The organism is Burkholderia orbicola (genome assembly GCF_900100915.1).
GTDB lineage: Bacteria > Pseudomonadota > Gammaproteobacteria > Burkholderiales > Burkholderiaceae > Burkholderia > Burkholderia orbicola.
In genome coordinates this window covers 1,758,890-1,779,771 of record NZ_FNKW01000002.1, presented here as the reverse complement: position 1 = coordinate 1,779,771, position 20,882 = coordinate 1,758,890, and the positions used below count along the sequence as shown (strand labels likewise).

The 20,882-nt window shown below is 65.1% G+C and carries 18 protein-coding genes and 1 pseudogene; 10 read left to right on the top strand and 9 right to left on the bottom strand.

Annotated features, from left to right (window positions below; genetic code table 11):
- Positions 1–30 precede the first annotated feature (30 nt).
- Positions 31–1,389 (top strand): MFS transporter, encoded by a 1,359-nt coding sequence (locus BLS50_RS24835; RefSeq protein WP_012339035.1) that lies wholly within the window; start codon positions 31–33, stop codon positions 1,387–1,389.
- A gap of 131 nt (positions 1,390–1,520) precedes the next feature.
- Here the strand turns inward: BLS50_RS24835 and BLS50_RS24830 are convergent, their stop codons facing one another.
- Positions 1,521–1,769 (bottom strand): hypothetical protein, encoded by a 249-nt coding sequence (locus BLS50_RS24830; protein ID WP_011548706.1) that lies wholly within the window; start codon positions 1,767–1,769, stop codon positions 1,521–1,523.
- A gap of 108 nt (positions 1,770–1,877) precedes the next feature.
- Positions 1,878–2,495, bottom strand: a complete 618-nt coding sequence (locus BLS50_RS24825; RefSeq protein ID WP_006480126.1) for a LysE family translocator — start codon at positions 2,493–2,495, stop codon at positions 1,878–1,880.
- Positions 2,496–3,196: 701 nt separating this feature from the next.
- On the opposite strand from BLS50_RS24825, the gene BLS50_RS24820 reads away from it, so the two are divergent.
- Positions 3,197–3,346 carry a 2OG-Fe dioxygenase family protein gene (locus tag BLS50_RS24820; protein ID WP_080001126.1) on the top strand — a complete coding sequence of 50 codons (150 nt, stop codon included), beginning with the start codon at positions 3,197–3,199 and terminating at the stop codon, positions 3,344–3,346.
- Positions 3,347–3,352: 6 nt separating this feature from the next.
- Positions 3,353–4,612 carry an MFS transporter gene (locus BLS50_RS24815; protein WP_074804808.1) on the top strand — a complete coding sequence of 420 codons (1,260 nt, stop codon included), beginning with the start codon at positions 3,353–3,355 and terminating at the stop codon, positions 4,610–4,612.
- A gap of 74 nt (positions 4,613–4,686) precedes the next feature.
- On the opposite strand, the pseudogene BLS50_RS36415 reads toward BLS50_RS24815, so the two are convergent.
- A pseudogene (locus tag BLS50_RS36415) lies at positions 4,687–4,925 on the bottom strand (VOC family protein); the annotation flags it as partial.
- The gene (locus BLS50_RS24805) at positions 4,852–5,973 is read right to left on the bottom strand and encodes a helix-turn-helix transcriptional regulator (protein ID WP_074804805.1); all 1,122 of its coding nucleotides are present in this window, start codon (positions 5,971–5,973) and stop codon (positions 4,852–4,854) included. The pseudogene BLS50_RS36415 and the gene BLS50_RS24805, both read right to left, overlap by 74 nt.
- A gap of 238 nt (positions 5,974–6,211) precedes the next feature.
- Here BLS50_RS24805 and BLS50_RS24800 point away from each other — a divergent pair, with 238 nt between their 5' ends.
- The gene (locus BLS50_RS24800) at positions 6,212–8,293 is read left to right on the top strand and encodes a hypothetical protein (RefSeq protein ID WP_074804802.1); all 2,082 of its coding nucleotides are present in this window, start codon (positions 6,212–6,214) and stop codon (positions 8,291–8,293) included.
- Positions 8,294–8,481: 188 nt separating this feature from the next.
- Here the strand turns inward: BLS50_RS24800 and BLS50_RS24795 are convergent, their stop codons facing one another.
- From BLS50_RS24795 to BLS50_RS24785, 3 genes are read right to left on the bottom strand one after another with little or no spacing between them, the layout of a single operon-like run.
- Entirely contained in the window at positions 8,482–9,216 is a 735-nt protein-coding gene (locus BLS50_RS24795; RefSeq protein ID WP_074804799.1) for a polysaccharide deacetylase family protein, read from the bottom strand.
- Positions 9,217–9,240: 24 nt separating this feature from the next.
- On the bottom strand, positions 9,241–9,801 hold the full coding sequence (locus tag BLS50_RS24790) for a hypothetical protein (protein ID WP_074804796.1): 561 nt from the start codon (positions 9,799–9,801) through the stop codon (positions 9,241–9,243).
- Positions 9,798–10,952 (bottom strand): glycosyltransferase, encoded by a 1,155-nt coding sequence (locus BLS50_RS24785; protein ID WP_074804793.1) that lies wholly within the window; start codon positions 10,950–10,952, stop codon positions 9,798–9,800. The genes BLS50_RS24790 and BLS50_RS24785 overlap by 4 nt, the downstream gene beginning before the upstream one ends.
- A 293-nt stretch (positions 10,953–11,245) precedes the next feature.
- On the opposite strand from BLS50_RS24785, the gene BLS50_RS24780 reads away from it, so the two are divergent.
- The 4 genes from BLS50_RS24780 (at position 11,246) to BLS50_RS24765 (ending at position 16,982) form a co-directional block, all read left to right on the top strand.
- Positions 11,246–11,902 (top strand): TetR/AcrR family transcriptional regulator, encoded by a 657-nt coding sequence (locus BLS50_RS24780; RefSeq protein ID WP_256334142.1) that lies wholly within the window; start codon positions 11,246–11,248, stop codon positions 11,900–11,902.
- A gap of 351 nt (positions 11,903–12,253) precedes the next feature.
- On the top strand, positions 12,254–13,552 hold the full coding sequence (locus BLS50_RS24775; RefSeq protein WP_027813922.1) for a dicarboxylate/amino acid:cation symporter: 1,299 nt from the start codon (positions 12,254–12,256) through the stop codon (positions 13,550–13,552).
- Positions 13,553–13,942: 390 nt separating this feature from the next.
- On the top strand, positions 13,943–15,877 hold the full coding sequence (locus BLS50_RS24770; RefSeq protein ID WP_074804786.1) for an SMP-30/gluconolactonase/LRE family protein: 1,935 nt from the start codon (positions 13,943–13,945) through the stop codon (positions 15,875–15,877).
- A gap of 283 nt (positions 15,878–16,160) precedes the next feature.
- Entirely contained in the window at positions 16,161–16,982 is an 822-nt protein-coding gene (locus tag BLS50_RS24765; protein ID WP_074804782.1) for a peptidylprolyl isomerase, read from the top strand.
- A 31-nt stretch (positions 16,983–17,013) separates the two neighbouring features.
- Here the strand turns inward: BLS50_RS24765 and BLS50_RS24760 are convergent, their stop codons facing one another.
- Both BLS50_RS24760 and BLS50_RS24755 read right to left on the bottom strand, forming a co-directional pair.
- Complete coding sequence (locus tag BLS50_RS24760; RefSeq protein WP_074804779.1) at positions 17,014–17,451, bottom strand: GNAT family N-acetyltransferase; 438 nt, start codon at positions 17,449–17,451, stop codon at positions 17,014–17,016.
- A 42-nt stretch (positions 17,452–17,493) separates the two neighbouring features.
- Positions 17,494–18,450: a hypothetical protein gene (locus BLS50_RS24755; protein WP_080486922.1), complete on the bottom strand. Its 957-nt coding sequence runs from the start codon at positions 18,448–18,450 to the stop codon at positions 17,494–17,496.
- Between the two features lie 305 nt (positions 18,451–18,755).
- Between BLS50_RS24755 and BLS50_RS24750 the strand changes: the two genes are divergently transcribed.
- Both BLS50_RS24750 and BLS50_RS24745 read left to right on the top strand, forming a co-directional pair.
- The gene (locus tag BLS50_RS24750) at positions 18,756–20,048 is read left to right on the top strand and encodes an MASE1 domain-containing protein (RefSeq protein WP_074804775.1); all 1,293 of its coding nucleotides are present in this window, start codon (positions 18,756–18,758) and stop codon (positions 20,046–20,048) included.
- Between the two features lie 13 nt (positions 20,049–20,061).
- On the top strand, positions 20,062–20,877 hold the full coding sequence (locus BLS50_RS24745; RefSeq protein WP_074804773.1) for an alpha/beta hydrolase: 816 nt from the start codon (positions 20,062–20,064) through the stop codon (positions 20,875–20,877).
- The last annotated feature ends 5 nt before the right edge of the window (positions 20,878–20,882 follow it).

Below are 20,882 nucleotides of genomic sequence, written 5' to 3'. Positions count from 1 at the left end.
CGCCCACTTCGGCCGACAAGGAGACTAGCGATGAATCGCACACCCGTGGTCGATGTCCAGACCTTCATCAACGAGCAGCCGTTCGGCGGCTTTCAGTGGCTCGTGTTCCTCATGTGTTTCGTGATCGTGCTGCTCGACGGCTTCGATACGGCCGCGATCGGCTTCATCGCACCGTCGTTGCTGGGCGAATGGAACCTGACCAAGCCCGATCTCGCGCCCGTGTTGAGCGCCGCGCTGTTCGGCCTCGCGTGCGGCGCGCTCGTGTCGGGCCCGCTGTCCGACCGACTCGGCCGCCGCTCGTTGCTGCTCGGCTCGGTGTTCCTGTTCGGCGTCGCGTGCCTGATGTCCGCGTTCTCGAACACGATCGGACACCTGACGATCCTGCGTTTCATCACGGGCGTCGGGCTCGGCGCCGCGATGCCGAACGCGGTCACGATGATGGGCGAATTCTGCCCGGACAAGCGTCGCGCGACCGTGATCAACCTGATGTTCTGCGGCTTCCCGCTCGGCGCCGCGTTCGGCGGTTTCCTCGCTGCGTGGATGATTCCGCATTTCGGCTGGCGCAGCGTGCTGATGCTCGGCGGCGTGACGCCGCTGCTGCTCGGCGTGCTGTTGCTGCTGAAGATGCCGGAATCGGTGCGCTTCATGGTCGCGAGCGGCCAGTCCATCGACAAGATCCGCGCCACGCTCGCGCGCATCTCGCGCGACGCGCTGAACGCCGGCTCGTTCGCATTGACCGAAGCCGCGCCGCAGACGGGCGGCAAGGGCCTCGGCGTCGTGCTGTCGCGTTCGTACATCGTCGGCTCGGTGATGCTGTGGCTCGCGTATTTCATGGGCCTCGTGATCTTCTACGCGTCGATCAACTGGATGCCGATCCTGCTGAAGGATGCGGGGCTGACGCCGAAGAGCGCGACGCTGATCTCGGCACTGTTCCCGCTCGGCGGCGTGGGCGCCGTGCTGTGCGGCGTGCTGATGGACCGCTTCAACGCGAACCGCGTGATCGCCGTGTGCTATGCATTGACGGCGGTGAGCGTGTATGCGATCGGGCAGGCGGCCGGCAACGTCGGGTTGCTGGTGCTGGTCGTGTTCGTGGCCGGCGTGCTGATGAATACCGCGCAATCGTCGATGCCGGCGCTGGCCGCCGCGTTCTATCCGACCGAAGGGCGCGGCACGGGTGTCGCGTGGATGCTCGGCGTCGGCCGTTTCGGCGGGATCGCCGGGTCGTTCCTCGTCGCCGAACTGACGCGCCGGCACTTCTCGTTTGCGGGTGTGTTCGCGACGATCGCCGTCGCGGGCGTGCTTGCGTGCGTCGCGCTGCTGATCAAGCAGATGGCGCGGCCGCATGGCGTGGCGCAGCCGGCAGGCAAGATCGAGTCGCTCGGGCATTGAGCGACGGGCGGGCCGGTGCGTGGCGCCGGCTCCGTGCAGGATCGATTCAGGCCGGTCGCGAGCGGAGCGACCGGCGCACGACAGCAGACCGGGCCGCCTTCGCGGCCCGTCAATATTTCGGCCGTCGCACCTTACTCCTCCGCGTCGTGCTCCTTGACGAAGTTGCGCAGATACGCGCGCAGCGCGGCTTCCCGGCCGCGATGATCGTCGTGGTTCGCGGCGCCCATGCCTTCCTCGTCGCCGAACAGCGTCGGCGGTGCGCAGTAAGTGCCGACTTCGATGTTCTCGCGCAGCACGCGGATATCGTGCGTGAGCGGGTGATACTCGGCGATCCAGTGCATGCCTTCGATGTGCTCGCCCGCTCTCAGCATTGGCTTCATCAGCAATCTCCATGCAGAGCAGCGGTGCAACCGCCGAAGCGGCTGCACGCGCCCGTACCGAAAGGGTACGCCTGCATCACGTGAAGCTCAACGGGCGCTTGTGAGCGCTCACTGCGGCAGCAAATGGGCGACGAGCGGATACAGCGACAGAATCAGCAGCACGGCCATCGTCACGTTGAAGAGGCGCAGCGCGCGGGGATTCGACAGGAAGCGGCGCAGGCCGAGGCCGAACGCGGCCCACAGGCAGATGCACGGGAAGCCGATCAGGATGAATACGACGGACATCCATGCGGCGTTCATCCCGTAGTCGGCGGACAGCCGGATCGTCGTCGCGGCGGTCAGCACCATCATCCACGCCTTCGGATTGACCCACTGGAACGCGGCGGCTTCGATGAACGTCATCGGCCGCGGCTTGGCGCCGTGCGCCTTCACTTCGCCCGACGTGCCGATGCGCCACGCGAGGTACAGCAGGTACGCGACGCTCGCGGCTTCGAGGATCGTGTACAGCAGCGGCAGGCGCTTGAACGCTTCGCCGAGGCCGAAGCCGACGCACAGCATCAGGATCGCGACGCCGATGCTGATGCCGAACAGGTGCGGCATCGTGCGGCGGAAACCGAAGTTGACGCCGGATGCGAGCAACATCGTGTTGTTCGGGCCGGGCGTGATCGATGTGACGAGCGCGAACAGCATGCCGGCGGGCAGCGCGCTGAGGGTGAGGAATTCCATCGCGGATTCTCCGTTCGGTTCTAGGCTGGGATGGAGATCAGTGTAGCGACGGTTTTCTGTACAGTACCGGTACAGTTAGATTGACGATTGCCGGTACGGGAGGTGTGGGGGTACGTAGGTGCGGGTATGTAGGTGTCTTGGATGTGTAAACCTGACATTTTTACGGCGTGGGTGATCCTTTAGCTATTTAATTGATGTTGGTTGATAGTTGTGGAAAAGGTGAGAGGAATTTGTATTTTCCAGCTAAGAAAAGCGAAAGCGAAGTACGGAAAATGCGCATCACGCATTCGGTGGAAGGGGACGTTGTGGATGAAGGAAGATTTTTCTTGTGCTACTTAAATTTGTTAACTTAGGATTGAGGGGCATCAAATCATGGGACCATATCCGGAACCGAAAGTCTTTCAGATTCCTTCTTCCTGACGGCTGCAAGCGATAATTTGGTAAGCGTGCAATGGTTCTCGGCGATCTCGACTGAACATGAATAGAAGCTATCGTGTTCCGCATGTTGAAGCGGAAGTAATCAATCATCGAAGAAATTTATTTTCTTTAATCTCCGCCTCTCTGTGTCATTCGGTAGGCTGAGTAGCGTAGCGCTCACATTTCATTATTATCGTCGCGCCGTGCGTTGTGTCTTCTGCCATTACTGCAGGTTTGATTGAAAATCAAAAACTTATCCACGGGTCGAAAGTTCCACCGTTCCCTTGTTCGCACGGCCGCTGACGGATTTCCTCGATACCGTGATCGTGAACGACGCCGTGCTGTACCACAGTGCCAATGCCGTTCAGCAAGCCAACCCGGACGAACTCGCGTTCCGGGACATGTTGCTGATTTCCTTTTCCTCAGCGAGATGAGCTGCCATGAAATCCGAGCTGGTTCTAGAAAAACGCGCTTCTTCTTCGTTGGCGCAGTTGTACGTCTGGTTGTCGTTCAAGACGATCTCGGACATCAGTTCGACGATGATCAGCATCGTTCTGGCGACCTACGCGCTGGAGGTCACGGGCTCCGCCGCGCTGCTCGGCCTGACGATGGCGTCGCGCCTGCTGGGCGCGGTCGCGGGCGGCGCCGCGGTGCCGCGGCTGAGCCGGTTCTCCCGCCGTACCCTGATCTTCGCCGCGGAAGCGGGCAGTGCACTGGCGATCGGCGTGCTGGCGATGTCGTCGCGTGCCGCCGACGCGTCGCTCATCTATTTCGTGCCGTTCTTCATCGGCCTTTTCCAGGGGATCTACCGGGTGTCCATCATGTCCGAGGTGCCGGAAATGGTCGGGCACGAGGGGCGGCATCGTTTCAATGCGGTCCTCAGTGCGACCGATGGGGTGTCGGTGGTCGGCGGTAGCCTGCTCGCATCTGTGATTACGCAGTACCTGGCCTACAAGAGCGTATTCCTGATCGATTCGATCACGTTCGCGATCTCCGCCATCGCATTTCTGATGCTGGTGGGCAACATGCCGCGCCGGCATCGACCGGCCGAGGAGACGCGCGCTGCGGCCGAGGCCGGCGCACTGCCGCGCGCGGCGCGCTATCTGTCGGTCATCGTGATGCTGGTGATCGGCGCGCGCTTCGTCGAAGCGTTCGGCTCGGGTACGCACAATGTCGGCTTCCCGATCAGGTCGCAGCTGTTCGACCCGAATCAGCCAGCATTTCTGTACGGCTGGCTGATGGCGGTGTGGGGCGTCGGACGGCTCGTTTCCGCGGCCGTGACGCCGCGCTTGCTGGAGCGTCTCGAATCGCGTCACCAGCCGCTCGAGCCGTATTTCATCGCGTTGCTGATCCTGACCTTCGCGTGCTTCCTCGGCGTCTTCGAGGTGCGCGGCATGCCGGGGATGTTGGGCTTCGTCTTGCTGGCGGGCATTTTCGACGCCGCCACGGAGACGATCTACTATTCGCTCCTGCAGTCGACGCCGGCCGCGTCGCGCGATCGCGTGATCGGTATCTCGTACGTTGCCGAGCGCACCGGCCTCGGATTGGGCATGCTGGCGGTCGGGTTCGTGTTCTCCCGGCTCGGAACGGACGTGACGGCACTGCTGTTCTATGGTGGCTCCATCGCGCTGGCCGGCGTGGCGTTCGTGGGCGTCAAAAGACGGCTGGCGCAGGGGGCAGCGGTCGGGCAGGTCGACTGATTCCGGATGTTTTCCCTGGTTCGTCAAGGCGACCCGAGACATCTTCTCCGAGCGCCCGCAACGGGCCGACGAGCGAGAACGTCCAATGAGCGTCGAACAATCAAAGAGGCTTCAACTTCAAGCCCGAAGCCGACGAAGCGGTTTTTTCGGTCCGCCGGACGACGTAGCAGAACGGTGTGGCAGCCGTGCCCCGAAGGAACAGATAGTCGCCGTCACGGGATACCGTCCGCAGTCCGAAATCATTGAGAAATCGTTCGGCCCTGCGGCAGCACCCAAAGCATCCGTCCGACCGCTTCGGCCTGATTCCGCGAATGGGTCTTTTCATAGATTGCACGCAATTGAGTACGCACCGTCGCCAGCGACACACCCGCGCTGGCCGCGCATTCATCAGGCGTCTTGCCGTTGATCAGCGCCTCAGCGACCGCGGCCTCGGCGCTCGACAAGCCGAACGACTGCCGCAACTGTTGTGCGACGACGAGCGGGGCGGCGCTGCGGCGCCTGACCGTGATCAGCATCGTCGCATCGCCGAACGTTGCATGGAGCGCCTGTCCGGACAGTGCCGCGATGCCGAGAAAAACTTCATGCGCCGCGACCAGCGTGCCGGAAAGCGCAAGGCTCTCGCTCTTGCGGGTCTTCGCGACGCGCGTCAACGCCGCCTTGAGTGCGTCGTTCTGCGGCGCGCTCGTCGCGCTCAGGTATCCGTTCTCGAGCTTGAGGCAGGTGGTGGCGCGCAGCATCGATTCTGCCGCCCGGTTGACGAAGACGACGCGCGCGTGCCGGTCCAGCGCAAAGACGGAAAGACCCAGTTCCTCCATCAGCTCGGCGCCGAGCGTGGCGTCGCGATGCAGCACGCGCGCGTCTCGCCACAGGTTGATCGAGCGTTGCAGATGCCCGGCCATACCGGTCAGCGTCGCGCGTTCTTCCGACGAATACGGCGCGCGGTCGCGCGCTCGCAATAACCCGAGCAGAATGTTGTCGCTGCCGGGGCGTGCGAAACGAATCCCCATCAGGTAGCGAAATCCCGATGGAATCTGAAAGTCCTGGAAGAACTCGCTGCGTTCGACGTCGCGGTCGGTGAGGTGATCCTGACAGCAAACGAATTCGCCGAGCGGTGCGTTCTCGACGAAGCCGCGGCGTGGATCGAGCGCGCCGTAATACTGATCGTAAAGGGCGATGATCTCGGTGAATTCCGCGCGCGGCGAATAAATCGAGAATTGCGGGGCATTGCGCGCGGCGTCCCAACTGAACATGTGAAAAACGTTTGCGCCGAGCGATTCGGATACTCGATGAAAAACTTCGAGAAAACCGTCCGGCTGCAGCGCGGCCTCATAGAGGTCCCCGATGAGTTGGTCCCGTTGCATGCTTCCCCCCGTCGCTTCGCGATCTTCGTATGTGAGTTTTGTCTGACGATATTGCTTCGAATACCGAATTTTTTTCAGGCTAACACAGGTTGTTTGCGTTTCAAGCGATGTTATTTCGCGATTTTCATCCACCTGAATGATGATCGCAAAAATCGCCTTTGCGAGAATCTTCGCCATCCAGCGTGCATGAGCAGTGCATATGACACGCATCAACCAGAAGGATGTCGGGGGAAACGCAATGAAACTCACGCCTGTGGTATCCGGTATTGCAGCGCTCGTCCTGTCGGCTTGCGGTGGCAGCGACAGTTCTTCACCGCCGCCCGGGCAACCGGCGGCCCAGACGGTCAGCGGGGTCGCGGCGGCTGGCGCTGCGATGCAGGCCGCCACCGTGAAGCTGGTCGATGCGACCGGCAAGTCGGTCGACTGCCCGGCCGATGCGTCAACCGGCGCGTTTCATTGCGCGGTGACCGGCCTGACCGCGCCTTTTGCGTTGTCCGCATACGGCAACGTCGCCGATTCGCAGGCCACGCTGATCGCGCTCAGCGCCACGGCCGGCACGCAGACGATCAACATCACGCCGATCACGAACGCGATCGCCGCCACGATCATCGGCGACAATCCGACGAAGCTGCTGGCCGACACCGGTTTGCTGAAAAGCAAGGTCACGGCCCAGGCCGTTGCCGGCACGGTGCAGGCTTATTCGACGGCGCTGGCCGACTTGCTGGCCGCCACCGGCAATACGGGCGTCGACCTGATTTCCGGCCCGTTGACGGCGGGTGCGCCGGGGCTCGACCGGTTGCTTGACCAGGTGAAGATCAACGTCCTGCCGGATGGCGGCGTCCAGATCAGCTCGGTGGCGGGCGCGTCCAGCGATACGCCGGTGCAGCTTCAGCTCGCGCCCGGCGTCGCGCCGCAGGCGAGCGACAAGGCCAGCCTGCCGGCCGCCGCGACGATCAATGGCGCGGTGGTGTCGAACCTGCCGAGCGCCAGCGATCTGGCGGCGTTGCAGCGCGCGCTCAACCAGTGTTTCGCCGGCTCGACCGGCGCTGCGCGCACGGGCGGCAGCGTATCGGCGTGCGGCCAGATCTTCGTCGACGACGTCGCGTCCGGCGCGCTGAATGCAGGTGTGCCCGCCGCGTATCTGAACAACGGGATGTCGGTCGACCAGGAATTCGGTGCGCCGGCCGGCGGCACGCCGGGCATCGTGGCCGACGATGCGATGAACGGCGCCAGTTTCAGCTTGCCGGAAGTCATCCGCGTCGTCGCCAGCGACACGATGTGGGTGAAGCTCGCGTGGACGCGCAGCGACGGCATTCGCGACGGCATGCAGCAACATGTGCAGCTCGCGGTGCGGCCGGGCAGTCTCGCGAATGGCGACACCGGCTGGCGCGTGGTCGGCAATCAGCGCGCGGTATTGAGCAAGGTCAACGCGAACGCGCAGAAGTGGGACTGGTTGAATCCGGCCAATCCGTCGACGGGGACCAACGCGTTCGTCGATTCGCTGAATCTGCAGGTGGGCGTCGTCGACGCGGCCGGCACCGCGGTGGACTTCGCGATCGTCAACGGCCCCGGCTTGCGCAACGGCGTGTTCCTCCAGCCGTCGAGCGGCACCTGCGACACGCTGAACATCCGTGCGCAGATCGCGAGCGGCCAGACGCCGGCGCAGCTCGCCGCCTTGGCGAAGAGTGCGCAGTGCCGCAACAACTTCCGCCTGGCCGGCGTCGCGCAGGATTCGGCCAACCAGGGCCTGTTCACGTGGCCCGGCGACGCGCCGCGCAACAATACCGCGTGGGCGAAGCCGCAACTGAGCGCCGCCGAGCTGGCCGACATCAAGCCGTTCAGCGCCTATACGATCGACGTCTACCAGAACGGCAACACGTCGACGCCGGCCAGGCACTACACGGTGCGGGTGCGTACGCCGTCGCCGTTGCCCGATGCGCTGCGCCAATACGCGTGGCACGATCTCGCGCAGTCCACGCGCGACAAGCTGACGCCGGGCTCCGCCGGCACGTTCGCGGGCGGCGCGGCCTTCCCGCTGGGCTGGACGTCGAAAGCGGGGCTGCCGTTCGTCAAGCGCGGCAACGTGCAGATTCGCGCCACCGCGGCCGGGCAGACCGTGGCGACGTTCGTCAACGGTACTGCGTCGGCGCCGCCGGTCCAGCCGGGTGCGGCGGTGACGCTCAACGTGCCGGGCGATCAGGGCGTCGCGTTCCCGTCGGTGGCCGGCTGGGCGGGCGGCGCGGACTTCTCGTTCGTGAGCCTGACCTGGTCCGATCCGATCGACACGGTCTTCACCGAGTCCTTCGAGTACGACCGGTAACGGACAGCCGGGACGATGCGTCCGGCGAACACGCAGCCGGCGGGACGATGCGTCATCCGGTCGGCGCGTTCCCGCTCGCCGGCCTGGCGTGACGGCGGGGCCCGTCCATGTGCACGCATGGCATGGACGGGTATCGAGCGATCGGCGGATGAGCCGCGTTCCGGCGCATGCACCGGCGACGACGCACGCTACCAGCCCGCCCCAACGCGCCCCTTCCAACACTTGAACCACAGCCTCCCAGCCCCGACCCCGCCCGCCACCGGCATCCGCGGCAGCAGAAACGGATCGTCGGCCGCACCGGCGCATCCGCGCCGGGTCGTCGTCGCACTGCCGTAACCGGCAGCGATGACCTGATCGCGCACGCGCGCGTCGAGATCACCGTACGGATAGCAGAACGATTCGACGCATTGCCCGCTCAGCATTTCGAGTTGCCGCTTCGATTCGGTCAACTGAAACGCCGAAACAGGCGCCGGCACATACGACAGCGCGACGTGATCGAGCGTATGCGAGCCGATTTCATGGCCGTGATTGCGCCACGCGAGCATGTCCTCGCAGTTCATCAGCGGCGAGCGCGTGGTCGGCGCGCCCGCGTCCCAGTCGTTCGCGCCGCCGAACCGTCCGGCGACGAAGTAGCAGGTCGCGGTGAATCCGAGCGCATCCAGCACGGGCATCGCATGCGTCAGCACGTTGAGAAAGCCGTCGTCGAACGAAATGCCGAAGACCTTGCCCTGCCGCTCCCCGCGCAGGTACGGCTGCAGTTCGCGCACGCTCAGGCCGCGGTAGCCGAGCTGCCGGAACAGCGTCATCTGGCGGCGGAACGCGTCGGGGGCGACGCTCAGGCTGCGCAGCCGGTCGGTCGGCGGCGGCAGCGGGCGGATCTGGTGATACATCAGGATCGGATAGCGTGAGGTGCGTGCAAGCATCGGGCGGATCGCTGGAAAGCGGGATTACGCGGCCTTGCGGAAAATCCGCAGGGTCTTGAAGTCGCCGACCTCGGCGAAATCGGCACGAGCGGCCCACTGCGCGATGATCGGCTCGGCCTTCCGGTAGGCCGACGAGCCCTTGTAGAACAGCAGATGGCCATTGGGTGCGGTATGGCGCGCGAACAGGTCGAGCACCGCTTCGTCGGTCTTCGCGCCGTAGCGGCTGTTCGCTTCGTCGCGGAATTCGCACAGATGAAACAGCGTGACGACGTCGAACGTCGGCAGCAGGTTCGAATTGCTCGTATAGATGTCGCCGAAATACGCGAGGTAGGTCCTGCTCACCTCGGGCTGCCGCGTGACGAGATCGACGTACGACTTGTATTCCTTCGGCGATGCCGTCACGCCGAAGACAGTGTTGTTCAGATGCGGCCGCGCGCATTCGACGCCGACATGGTGATGCCCGCCGGTACCGAAGTGATAGATGCGGATGCCCTTGAGGCGCACGGATTCCAGCCATTCGACGAAGTGCACGTCGCACGGACATTCCTGCGTGCGCAGGTCCCAGTACTTCTTCCAGATATTCATTGCCATTTCGTGGATCTCAAGGAGGTCACCCAGCGGTAGGGGTTGTGTCGAATCGATTTGTGATAGACGGACAAGGTCGCGTCGACGAACGCGTCGAACGAGAATTCGCGCTTGCCTTTCAGCCGCGCGCTGCGCCCCATCGCACGGACGCAGCCGGGCTCCTGCACGATCGCGCGCAGGATCGCTTCGATCGCTGCGGGCTCGCGCGGCGGGACGACCCAGCCGTCCACGCCCGGTTCGACGTTTTCGGGCAGCCCGCCCACGCGCGTCACGATCGCGGGGCAGCCGAGCGACATCGCTTCGCGGCACGCATACGACAGGCTCTCGTGGTACGACAGCACGAACGACACGTCGATGATCGAGAACGGCGCCCGCACATCGTCGAGGCGCCCGGTGAACGCGGTGCGCGACGCCATGCCGTGCCGCGCGAGTTGTGCGCGCTGCTCACCGGACGGCTCCGCGCCGACCAGCAGCACGCGAAACCGCTCGCGCTCGGCTTCGGGCAGGCGGCCGAGCGCGGCGATCAGGTCCATCCAGCCTTTTTCGGGCGCGGTGCCGGCGCTGCTGCCCAGCACGATCGCATCCGCGCCGGACGCGCCGAACAGCGCGATCTTGCGGCGGCGGATCTCGTCGGCCGCGAGCCGTTCGGCAGCCGGCCGGCGCACGCCGTGCTTGACGACCGTGACGTCGCTGTACGGCGAGCGCAGCGCGAGCATGCTGGCGACGTAGTCGCTGACCGCGATCGTGTGGTCGGTGGCCAGCCGGGCACGCAGCAGGTTGCCCAAGCTGTCGGCGCGATAAGTGTTGTGCTTGGTCAGCACGACGGCCGGCCGATACCGGCAGCCGAGCAGCGCCAGCATTACCTGCCGGTGATCGGCGGACCCGTTCACATGGATCACGTCGAAGCGCTCGGCGGCGATCCGCTGGCGCAGCCTGAGAATCTCCCGGCACAGCCGGTTCCAGCGCGGCTTGAATTCCATGTCGAAGATCGCCACGCCGGGACTGTCCTTCAGCAGTCGCGACAGGCGGCTGCCTTCCGGCGACGCCACGGTCACGCGGTGATGGCGGCTCATCGCGACGGCGAGATCGCGGACATAGGTGTCCTGGCCGCCGCCGTAATCGCCGTGGAAGTTGGTGTACAGAATGTTCATCACGATGCCGCTTTTTTATCGATCCGTCATTTCAGAGGAATACTGATGAAATGACGGACCCGACCTGATGGAAACCATGGCGCGAACGCGGTGCCGCGTTTCCGGCCCGGGATTGCGCGTTGACGTCGGCGCACGGCGGCAACGCGAATCATTTCCAAATATTACAGATCGTTTACGTGACGTAGTGTCGAGGTCTGCGCATCTTTGTGAGAATGTGTCGCGATCGCTGAATCGTGTCGCCCCGGGCGTGGCGATCTCTCGCGGAGCCGCGACCTGAAACGGCGGCGCCGGATTTGATCCCGACAGGTACCTTCCCTATAATGCGACGATTTAATCCGGTTATTTCGGGAAGCATGGCGCGCACACGAAACGAAAACCTTCACCAGCAACGCCGCGCGCAGATCCTCACCGCGGCCGCCCGGGTCTTCAAGGCCAAGGGGTTCCACGGCGCGCGTACGGAAGATATCTGTGCGGCGGCCGACATGAGCGCGGGCGCGGTGTTCCGGTATTTCGCCGACAAGCGCGAGATGATCGACGCGATCATCTCGGTCGAGGTCGAGCGTTATACGCAGGAATTCGATCGCATCCTCAGCAAGGACGGGCTGCGTTGGCTGGCCAACATCACGGCTGACGAACTGACCGGGATGCTGGCGCAGGGCGATGACGGCCTGGGTGTCGACAGCTGGCTCGAACTCGCGCGCGATGTCGAGCGCCGCCCCGATATCGTCGGGCTCGACCGGAAGATGCGCGCGGATCTCGCGGGCTTGCTGGCAAGCGGCCAGGCCGAAGGCTGGGTCAGGCCATCGCTGGATCCGGCAGGCACGACGAACATCGTCTTCGCGATGTTCAACGGCCTGTGGCTCGACCGCAGCCTCGGCACGTCCGTCGACATGGAACGGACGGCCGCCGCGCTCGGCGATTTCTTCCGCACGTACGTACTGGTTGCCTGACGCCCGACATGGCCGGCGCGCCGCGTTGACGCATTCGCCCTCCCGCCGTGCCTTTCCGGGCAAGCTGCGTCCTACCTGATCCGCTGACATTCCCCGACATCCGGCCGCACCGGAAGCCGGCCGGACCGCGACACCGGCCGTTTCCCGACGACATCAGGACGCAAATCAACTCGCGGGGCTTTCACATTTGAAAGCCGGTGCACCATTTGCGTTAGAATGCCCCCCCTTGTCCGCCCTGGCGACCGTCCGACGCGGACAGGTACCCGCATGGAGACACAGGTTTCGATTCGCAGCCGGACGCGAATGATCGACCCGCCGTCAGCAACATACGCCTTGTAATTTGGATCACTAATGAAGAAGAAGCACAACATTACCAAGTACATCGTTGTCGCGATGATGCTTGGTATCGCCGTGGGTTACGCCTGTCATAGCGCGTTTCCCGACCCGAAGATGGCGAAGGAAGTCGCCGGCTACGTGTCGTTGCTGTCCGATGTATTCCTGCGCTTGATCAAGATGATCATCGCGCCGCTGGTGTTCGCGACGCTGACCGTCGGCATCGCGCAGATGGGTGACGGCGGCGCGGTGGGCCGCGTGGGCGTCAAGGCGTTCGGCTGGTTTTTCATCGCGTCGTTCACGTCGCTGCTGCTCGGTCTGCTGACCGCGACGCTCCTGCAGCCGGGCAGCCACCTGAGCCTGCCGCTGCCGCCGTCCGATGCGGCGCTCAATCTGAAGACGGGCGCGTTCACGCTGAAGGATTTCGTGGTGCACCTGGTGCCGAAGTCGATCGCCGAGGCGATGGCGAACAACGAAATCCTGCAGATCGTCGTGTTCTCAATCTTCTTCGGCACCGCGCTGTCCGCGCTCGGCGAATCGGGCAAGCGCCTGACCGGCGTGATCGACGATCTCGCGCAGGTGATGCTGAAGGTCACGGGGGCGGTGATGTGGTTTGCGCCGGTCGCGGTGTTCGCGGCGCTCGCGTCGACGATCACGACCGAAGGCCTCGGCATCCTGCTCACGTTCGCGAAGTTCATGGCGAGCTTCTATCTGGCGCTGGCGCTGCTGTGGGCCGTGCTGACGTTGGCCGGCGTGACGTTCCTCGGCAAGCGCGCGTTCACGCTGATCCGGCTGATCCGCGAGCCGTTCCTGCTGTCGTTCGCGACGGCCAGCTCCGAGGCCGCGTATCCGAAGCTGCTGGACGCGCTCGACCGCTTCGGCGTGAACCGCAAGATCTCGAGCTTCGTGCTGCCGATCGGCTATTCGTTCAACCTTGACGGCTCGATGATGTACTGCACGTTCGCGGTGCTGTTCATCGCGCAGGTGTACGGCATCCATCTGCCGCTCGGCACGCAGATCACGATGCTGCTGATGCTGATGGTGACGTCGAAGGGAATGGCCGGCGTGCCGCGCGCGTCGCTGGTCGTGATCGCGGCGACGCTCAACCAGTTCAATCTGCCCGAAGCCGGCTTGCTGCTGATCATGGGCGTCGACATGTTCCTCGACATGGGGCGCTCGGCCACCAATGCCGTCGGCAACTCGATCGCCGCGGCCGTGGTCGCGAAGTGGGAAGGGCAGCTCGACGCGCCGCGCGACGACGATGATTCGGACGGTGCGCGCGTAGCCGAGGTGAAGGTGCGGGAAACGTCGGCATGATGCGTGGCAAATGCGGCAGTGCAACGTCGCGTTGCCCGACGCGCGGCAAATGACATTCGCCGGCCCGGATTCGATACGGATTCAGGCCGGCGATGTGTTTTGGGGCAGTGGCTTTTCCCGATGTTTCCGAAATGGCATTCGCCGTTTCAATTGATCGACGTCGAATCGGCGGCGATATTCCTGCAGGCGCTCGCCAAAAGCGCGGGCGATTCGCAATTTTTTTCGATTTATATAACGCTATTCTCGCCCTGCGCATTATCGAATGCATGCCGTATGTCATACCGACTGCGCCGGATGATTCGGGGAAGAATTTACATCTCGCGGGCTTCAAGCCATCTGGCCGGCCGATCCCTCATGTGAATGACTACCCTGTTCAGGAGAGCATCCGTCATGGTCGCCAGAAAACGCATCCACGCCGCGCTCGTTGCCGCGGCGATCGCCGCATTTGCGCCCGCTGCTCACGCAGCCAACACCACCGACTGGATCGCGAACACGTACGGCACGCTCGCCGCGCACGTCGGCAATGTCGCACGCGCGATGTGGGTTGCGCCCGAAGGCGTGATCTACACGGCGTCGATGTGGGACGAGGATGAAGGCGGCGTCGCGATCTACCAGAACGGCAAGAGCATCGGCTCGATCGGCGCGCATTCGGAATTCCAGGGCAGCGCGATCACGGGCAACGCGACGTCGCTGTTCGTCGCGCTGCAGCCCGGCAAGACGTACGGCAGCGGCGCGGTGGGGCGCTACAACCGCGCGACGAAATATCGCGACCTCGTGATCCAGATCAGCGCGGCGACCAACCAGCCGCGCATCGACGTCGTCACCGGGCTCGCGACGGCCGGCTCGCTGCTCTATGCGAGCGACTTCTACGGCAATCGCGTACGCGTGTTCACGACCGATGGCGTGTGGCAACGGGATATCGCCGTGTCGGCGCCGGGTGCGCTCGCGGTGGACGGCGCGGGCAACGTGTGGGTCGCGCAGAAAAGCGCCGGCTCGATCGTCGGCTTCAACCCGGCCGGCGCGCTGCTCGATACGATCCGGATGCCGGCCGGCTCGCATCCGTCGGCGCTGTATGTCGATGCGACGGCCGGACAACTGCTGGTGGGCGACGAAGGGCCCGACCAGAACATCAAGCGCTATTCGATCTCGGGCCGGCCGGCACTGGCCGGCACGTTCGGCGTGCGCGGCGGTTATCTCGACACGACGACGGGCATCAAGGGGCAGGTCGGCCCGCAACGCTTCACGCGCATCGTCGGGATCGGCAAGGACACCGGCGGCAACCTCTACGTGCTCAACAACCCGTGGGGCGGCAGCTGGGATCTCGGCCGCAACGGCGCGACCGACGTTCATGCGTACGGCAGCAACGGCAACCTGCGCTGGACGCTGCAGTCGCTGAACTTCGAGGGCATCGCCGCGCCGGACCCGGTCACGGACGGCGCGCTGTTCTACGGCGCCACGCATATCTACAGCGGCAGCGCGGGTGGCAAGTTCGTCGCGAACACCGTCGATCCGTTCACGTATCCGTCGGACCCGCGCATCAACATGAACGATACGCAGCGCGACGAACACTTCGGGCTGCTCACGTCGGTCGGCGCGAACCGGATTCTCGTCGCGGCCGGCCAGAACCCGCCGGTCTTCTACTTCTATCACTTCAACGCGGCGAACGGTTACATCGCGATTCCGGACGGCTCGATTCCCGGCCCCGCCTTCAACACGACGCAGCGCGTGACGGGTGGCTTCAGCCTCGACAGCCAGGGCGGCGTATGGGCCGGGCTCGACAAGACCGGCGCGATCACGCATTACCCGCTGACCGGCTTCGATGCGAACGGCAAGCCGGCGTGGGGGCCGGGTGTCGCGACCCGCATTCCGGCCAGCATCGTGCCGCTGACGCGCATCGTCTATCTCGCGGACAGCGACACGATGGTGCTCGCGCAGGGCGCGGTCGGCAGCAACGACTGGACGTCGATCGGCACGCGCATCGAGGTGTATCACGGCTGGCGCGCGGGCAACACGACGAAGCCGGACCCGGTGATCACGCTGCCGCACAGCGGCGCGAAATCGATCGACGCGGCGGGCAACCATCTGTTCGTCGGCTACTGGTTCAGCAGCAGCGGGCCGCTGTGGCCGAACGTCGACGCGTTCAACCTCACTACCGGCGATCTCGACACGACGCTGGTCAATGCGAGCCCCGCGACGGTCGACACCAGCAGCGCGATCGACGCGATGTACAGCATCCGCGCGTACCGCCGGTCGAACGGCGAGTACGTGGTGATGAAGAACAACGTGAAGGGGAACAGCATCACCGTGTACCGGTGGACGCCCTGACGGGCTGAAGGTGCCGAACGTGCGGCCGCTTCGGGCAGCGGCCGTACTCGCGAAGTCGTGAAGCAATGGTGAGCATTTTCGCGGGATTGTTGCGCAATGCGCATGCAATGAACCGCGGGCACTCTGCGCGCCGCGCCGTGCCGGACCCGCTTCCCGAACCTCCCGACGTGGAAATGCGGTTCCGTGCACAATGGCAGCGGCTCCCGCGGACGTTGTGCGGGCGTGCACGATGAACGAGCGCGGCGGTCCCTGCCGCGTTTCTTATGCTTGAAGCGACCCAACGATGAAGAAGAAAACGATCCCGAATCGCCTGTTGACGATCGTCGCGCTGGCCGGCGCACTGAGCGGCCCTGTCCACGCGGAGACGGTCGCGACCGTCAACGGCACGCCGATCACTCAGGCCGACGTCGATACGCTGCTGCGCGCGTCCGGGCAGCCCGATTCGCCGCAGATCCGCCAGGCGATCAAGAACCAGCTGATCACGCGCGTGCTGGTTCAGCAGGCGGCCGAGAAGGCGAACTACGCGGACAAGCCCGAGGTCAAGGCGGCGATGCAGCAGGCGAAGGTGACGGCCGAGGTGCAACTGTACCTGCGCGACCACGTGAAGCCGGAGCCGGTGACCGACGAGCAGGTCAAGGCGCGCTACGACGAACTGGTCGCCGCGCTCGGCAAGAACGAATACAAGCCGCGCGTGATCGTCGTCAAGGACCCGGTCGCGGCGGCGACCGTGCTGAGCGAGCTGAAGGCGGGCAAGTCGTTCGACGGGCTGGCACGCCAGTACAGCCTGGCGCCGAGCCGCGATACCGGCGGCGAGCTGCCGTGGGTGAGCTTCAATACGCCGGCAGCGGAAGGCAAGACGGCCGGGTTGCCGCTGCCCGTTGCACAGGCGCTCGAGAAGCTGACGGTCGGCGCGACGACGAAGGATTCGATTCCGGTCGATGGCGTGCGGGCGATCGTGAAGCTGGATGCGAAGCGGCCGACGCAGGTGCCGGGTTTCGAAACCGCGAAGCCGACGCTTCAGCAGCAGTTACAGGCGATCGCGGCCGAGAAGGCCAGCGCACAGATGATCGGCAATTTGCTGAAGGACGCGAAGATCACGCAGTAAGGGCCATGCGATGGCGTCGACATGACGCGCGTCACGCGTGCCAGACCATGCTCGCGCTCGTGTCGGTTTCCGACGCGACGCGAAAGCCGAGCCGTTCGTAGAGCCGCCGCGCCGGGTTGCCGTGCAGCACGCTGAGCGATACCGGCACGCGCGCGTGTGCCGCGTCGGTCAGCAATGCGTGCAGCACGGCTTCGCCGATTCCCTGGCCCTGGCGCGCGGGGAGAATCTGGATCTGATGGATGTGCCATTCGCTGGCTGCGCGCGTCACCTTCAGCAGGCCGATGGCATCGGCGCCTTCACAGACGATCATCGCGTCGTCGAAGTTCGCGCGGATGCGGCGGTCGTGCGCGTCATCGTCGGTCGGCGCGCCGACGCGCTGCAGATGCTCGGTCATCGTGAGTCGACGGAGCGTCAGCAGGAACGGGAGATCTTCCTGGGAGGCAGCACGCAGATGGATCGCGGGTTTCATCAGTGATGAGAGGTTGCGTCGGGCGCGACGCTTCGGTGCGGATCACATGCCCGGCAACCGAATTTGCAGGCCGGCCGGGCGATGTTCGAGGACATCCGTGACCTCGTATTCGGTTTTTGCCCCGTCCGAAGTTTGCCACTGCTGCATACGGACATTGCACAAGAGCACGTCTCCCTTGCTGAAACTGATCTGGCTGTTGTTCACGCGCGACAGGAAGCCGGCATCGGTGATCGTCGCGTGAATCGTCGACGTGCCGTCGTACAGGCGCCACTTGTTGTCGTCCTTGAACGCGAGCGACACGATCGAGAACGCCATCTTGCGATGCTCGTCGAGCAGGAGCGCATCGGTTGGCTCCGGCGCGTGAAACCATGCGATCTCGTTGTGGGCGACCGTCTCGTATACCTCGGTATCGGTGCCGGCAGCGAAAATCTCGATGCCTTCGCGAGCGAGCGGCGCAAGCACTTGCGCGATGGCTTGGCGAACGCGGACGTCACTCAGCAGCGTGAGAACGGGCAGGTCGATTTCCAGTTCGTCGCCGTCGACGTCCAGCACCGCGGTGTTGTTCTGCATCCGCACGTGCGTGATCTCGCGCCCACGCAGCCATTTGAGGACGGCGAAAAGCCCCTTCCTCGCCCTGGGCGCGGCGATGCCGAGCGCGGTCAGGATCGTCACCGCATTGGCGAGCGCCGTGCCTTCGTTGCCGCTCAGCATGTCGCGCATGCGGCCGAGCAGCGAGGTCGCGAGCGTGAAGTCGATGCTGAAGCTGCCCGTCTTGAAGCTGCCGCGCACGTTGACCTGCGGCCGGACCTGAGCACCGCACAGTGCGCGCGTCGACGCATCGAGCAAATCGCCGAAGGCCAGCAGCGCGGGCGCGAGTTCGCGTACGTCCATCTCGGACGAATCGAGCGTGGGCCCGTCGTACGTGATGCGAAATCGGCTCATCGCGTCGAAGGGGCCGATATCGGCCGGGCCGGTACTGTTTTCATCGTGTGCGGTCATGTCGAGTGCTGGCAAGAGAGCTGGACGATACCCGAAACGAACGCTTTCGGATGCCTTTCATCGTAGGGCCGAATGACCGGCCGCGGCCGATTTTGGCCATCAGGACAAGACGGCTTGCAGACATGTCCCGATAGCGCCCGGCGAGCAACGAACTTTTCCGATACTTTCCCGGTCACACTCGCCAGCTTGCGGGGGCGCGCCGGTGCCCCGAACGTGCTGCCGCCTTCCGGTATTCCGTCGTTCCACCCGCCCGCCTATCATGCGCACATCGCTCGCACGCACGGCGCAATACACAGGGATTCTCGATGGACACCAAACGATCGCGGCCGGGGCTCGTCGCCGCGCTGCTCTGGGCGGCGCTGTATCTCGCGACCGGCTACATCTCGCACGAATTCAACGGCCCCGTCCGGCTGACGGGCTACATCTGGCTGCCGGCCGGTGTGACGGTCGGCGCATTCATGCTGCGACCGATGCGCGAATGGCTGACGCTGGCCGGCGCATTCCTGGCCGGGCAGCTCGCGCTGTCCGCGATCGAGCACGGCAGCCTCGTCAACGCGGTGCTGTTCACGGTCGACGAGGTCGGCGCGGCCGCACTCGCGGTCTGGCTCGTGCAGCGCGTGCGCTTCTCGCTCGAAGGGCTGTATTTCCTGCGCTCCGTGATCCTTGCCGGCTTGATCGCGGGCGTCGTCGGCGCGATCGGCGGCGCGGCGTGGTACACGACGCTCAAGGGTGCGCCGTTCTTCGACGTGTGGTCGGTGTGGGCCGCGTCCGATTTCGTCGGCGTGCTGCTGGTCACGCCGGTGCTCGCGTCGTGGTCGCGCTTTCGCGCGCACCGCTCGGGCGACCACGAGCGCTTCGACCTGGTGCTCGGCATCGTCGCGTTCGCGTTGCTCGCGGTCGTCGCGCTCGTGATCTTCGACGGCGATACGTCGCGGAAATTCGGCACGGGCGCCGGCTTCGCGCTCACGTATGTGCCGCTGTTCCTGACGGTCGCGGTGACGCTGCTGCTCGGCGGCCGTGCGGGCTCGTCGTCGGTGCTGGTGCTCGCGCTGATCGTGATCGAGCAGACCGCGCAGGGCGACGGCCCGTTCGCGTCGCTCCACGAGCATTACGGCAGTGCGCTGCTCGAAGCGCAGCTCTATCTGGCGGTCGCGTCGCTGCTGGTGCTGACGGTCAGCACGCTGAAGACGACGCGCGAGCGCGTGCACGAGCATGCGGCGGTGCTGCAGAACAACATGGAGCTCGCGCTCGCGAGCGCTGGCCAGATCGCGTACGTGCTCGATCCCGAGTCGGGCCGGATCGAATGGAGCGGCGACGTCGAGCGCGTGTTCGGCGTCGGCGTCGACGCCGCGCAGATCGCGAGCGTGCCGCTCGTGCTCGAACGCGTGCAGCCGGGCGACCGCGACGCGTTGCGCGACTACTGGAATGCGGAGATCGCGGGCGAGGACCGCGCGTCGCTGTCGCTGCGCATCGTGCTGCGCGACGGCGGCACGCGGACGATCACCGACCACGGCGCGCCGTTGCTCGATTCGAACGTCGACGTGACGGTGGTGGCGGGCGTGTGGCAGCTCGAACGCGTGTGGCCGGCGGACGAATGAGCGGGCACGCGTCATGACGGGCCGCACGGCCGTGCTGCTGATCCACGGGCTCGGCGGCACGCAATACGATCTCGGTTCGCTGCACAAGGCGATGCGGCGCGCGGGCGCCGACGCGCACATGATCACGCTGCCGGGGCACGGCACGCGCCCGGAGGATCTGGTCGGCGTGCGCGCGGAGGCGTGGCTCGACGCGGTGACCGAGCAGTACCGCGCGCTGGAACGCGAGTACGACACGCTGCACGTCGCGGGGATGTGCATGGGCGCGCTCGTCGCGCTGCTGCTGTGTCATCGTGTGCAGCATGCGCGCGGCCGGCTCGCGCTGCTGGCCGCGCCGGTATTCATCGATGGTTGGTCGACGCCGTGGTACCGGTCGCTGCGGCACGTGCTGTATCGCGTGCCGGGTGTGGCCGAGCGAATGCGCGTGGAAGAAGGCGATCCGTTCGGCATCAAGAACGCGACGATCCGCGCGATCGTGAAGAAGAAGTTCGAGCGGCAGGACAGTTTCCACTATGCGTGGGTGCCGCTCGCGTGCGTGCGGCAGGTGGACCGGATGCGCGACTGGGTACGCGATGCCGCGCCCGGCACGCCGTGCCCGACGCTCGTGCTGCATGCGCGCGAGGACGAACTGACGAGCCTGCGCTCGGCCGATTTCCTGCTGGAGAAGCTGCCCGACGCGCGCGGGATCGTGCTGGAGAACAGCTATCACATGATCTGCGCGGACAACGATCGCGATGACGTCGCGCGGCACGTGCTCGAGTTCTTCGGCTTCGATCCCGTGCATGCGGTGAGCCCGGCGATGGCGCGCAGGATGGGGCGGCTGGGATCGTGACGGTG

Bases quoted from the DNA above. Each gene is read 5' to 3' on its own strand.
- BLS50_RS24835 (WP_012339035.1), top strand. From the start codon at position 31: ATGAATCGCACACCCGTGGTCGATGTCCAGACCTTCATCAACGAGCAG.
- BLS50_RS24830 (WP_011548706.1), bottom strand. From the start codon at position 1,769: ATGAAGCCAATGCTGAGAGCGGGCGAGCACATCGAAGGCATGCACTGG.
- BLS50_RS24825 (WP_006480126.1), bottom strand. From the start codon at position 2,495: ATGGAATTCCTCACCCTCAGCGCGCTGCCCGCCGGCATGCTGTTCGCG.
- BLS50_RS24815 (WP_074804808.1), top strand. From the start codon at position 3,353: ATGAAATCCGAGCTGGTTCTAGAAAAACGCGCTTCTTCTTCGTTGGCG.
- BLS50_RS24805 (WP_074804805.1), bottom strand. From the start codon at position 5,973: ATGCAACGGGACCAACTCATCGGGGACCTCTATGAGGCCGCGCTGCAG.
- BLS50_RS24800 (WP_074804802.1), top strand. From the start codon at position 6,212: ATGAAACTCACGCCTGTGGTATCCGGTATTGCAGCGCTCGTCCTGTCG.
- BLS50_RS24795 (WP_074804799.1), bottom strand. From the start codon at position 9,216: ATGCTTGCACGCACCTCACGCTATCCGATCCTGATGTATCACCAGATC.
- BLS50_RS24790 (WP_074804796.1), bottom strand. From the start codon at position 9,801: ATGAATATCTGGAAGAAGTACTGGGACCTGCGCACGCAGGAATGTCCG.
- BLS50_RS24785 (WP_074804793.1), bottom strand. From the start codon at position 10,952: ATGAACATTCTGTACACCAACTTCCACGGCGATTACGGCGGCGGCCAG.
- BLS50_RS24775 (WP_027813922.1), top strand. From the start codon at position 12,254: ATGAAGAAGAAGCACAACATTACCAAGTACATCGTTGTCGCGATGATG.
- BLS50_RS24770 (WP_074804786.1), top strand. From the start codon at position 13,943: ATGGTCGCCAGAAAACGCATCCACGCCGCGCTCGTTGCCGCGGCGATC.
- BLS50_RS24765 (WP_074804782.1), top strand. From the start codon at position 16,161: ATGAAGAAGAAAACGATCCCGAATCGCCTGTTGACGATCGTCGCGCTG.
- BLS50_RS24760 (WP_074804779.1), bottom strand. From the start codon at position 17,451: ATGAAACCCGCGATCCATCTGCGTGCTGCCTCCCAGGAAGATCTCCCG.
- BLS50_RS24755 (WP_080486922.1), bottom strand. From the start codon at position 18,450: ATGACCGCACACGATGAAAACAGTACCGGCCCGGCCGATATCGGCCCC.
- BLS50_RS24750 (WP_074804775.1), top strand. From the start codon at position 18,756: ATGGACACCAAACGATCGCGGCCGGGGCTCGTCGCCGCGCTGCTCTGG.
- BLS50_RS24745 (WP_074804773.1), top strand. From the start codon at position 20,062: ATGACGGGCCGCACGGCCGTGCTGCTGATCCACGGGCTCGGCGGCACG.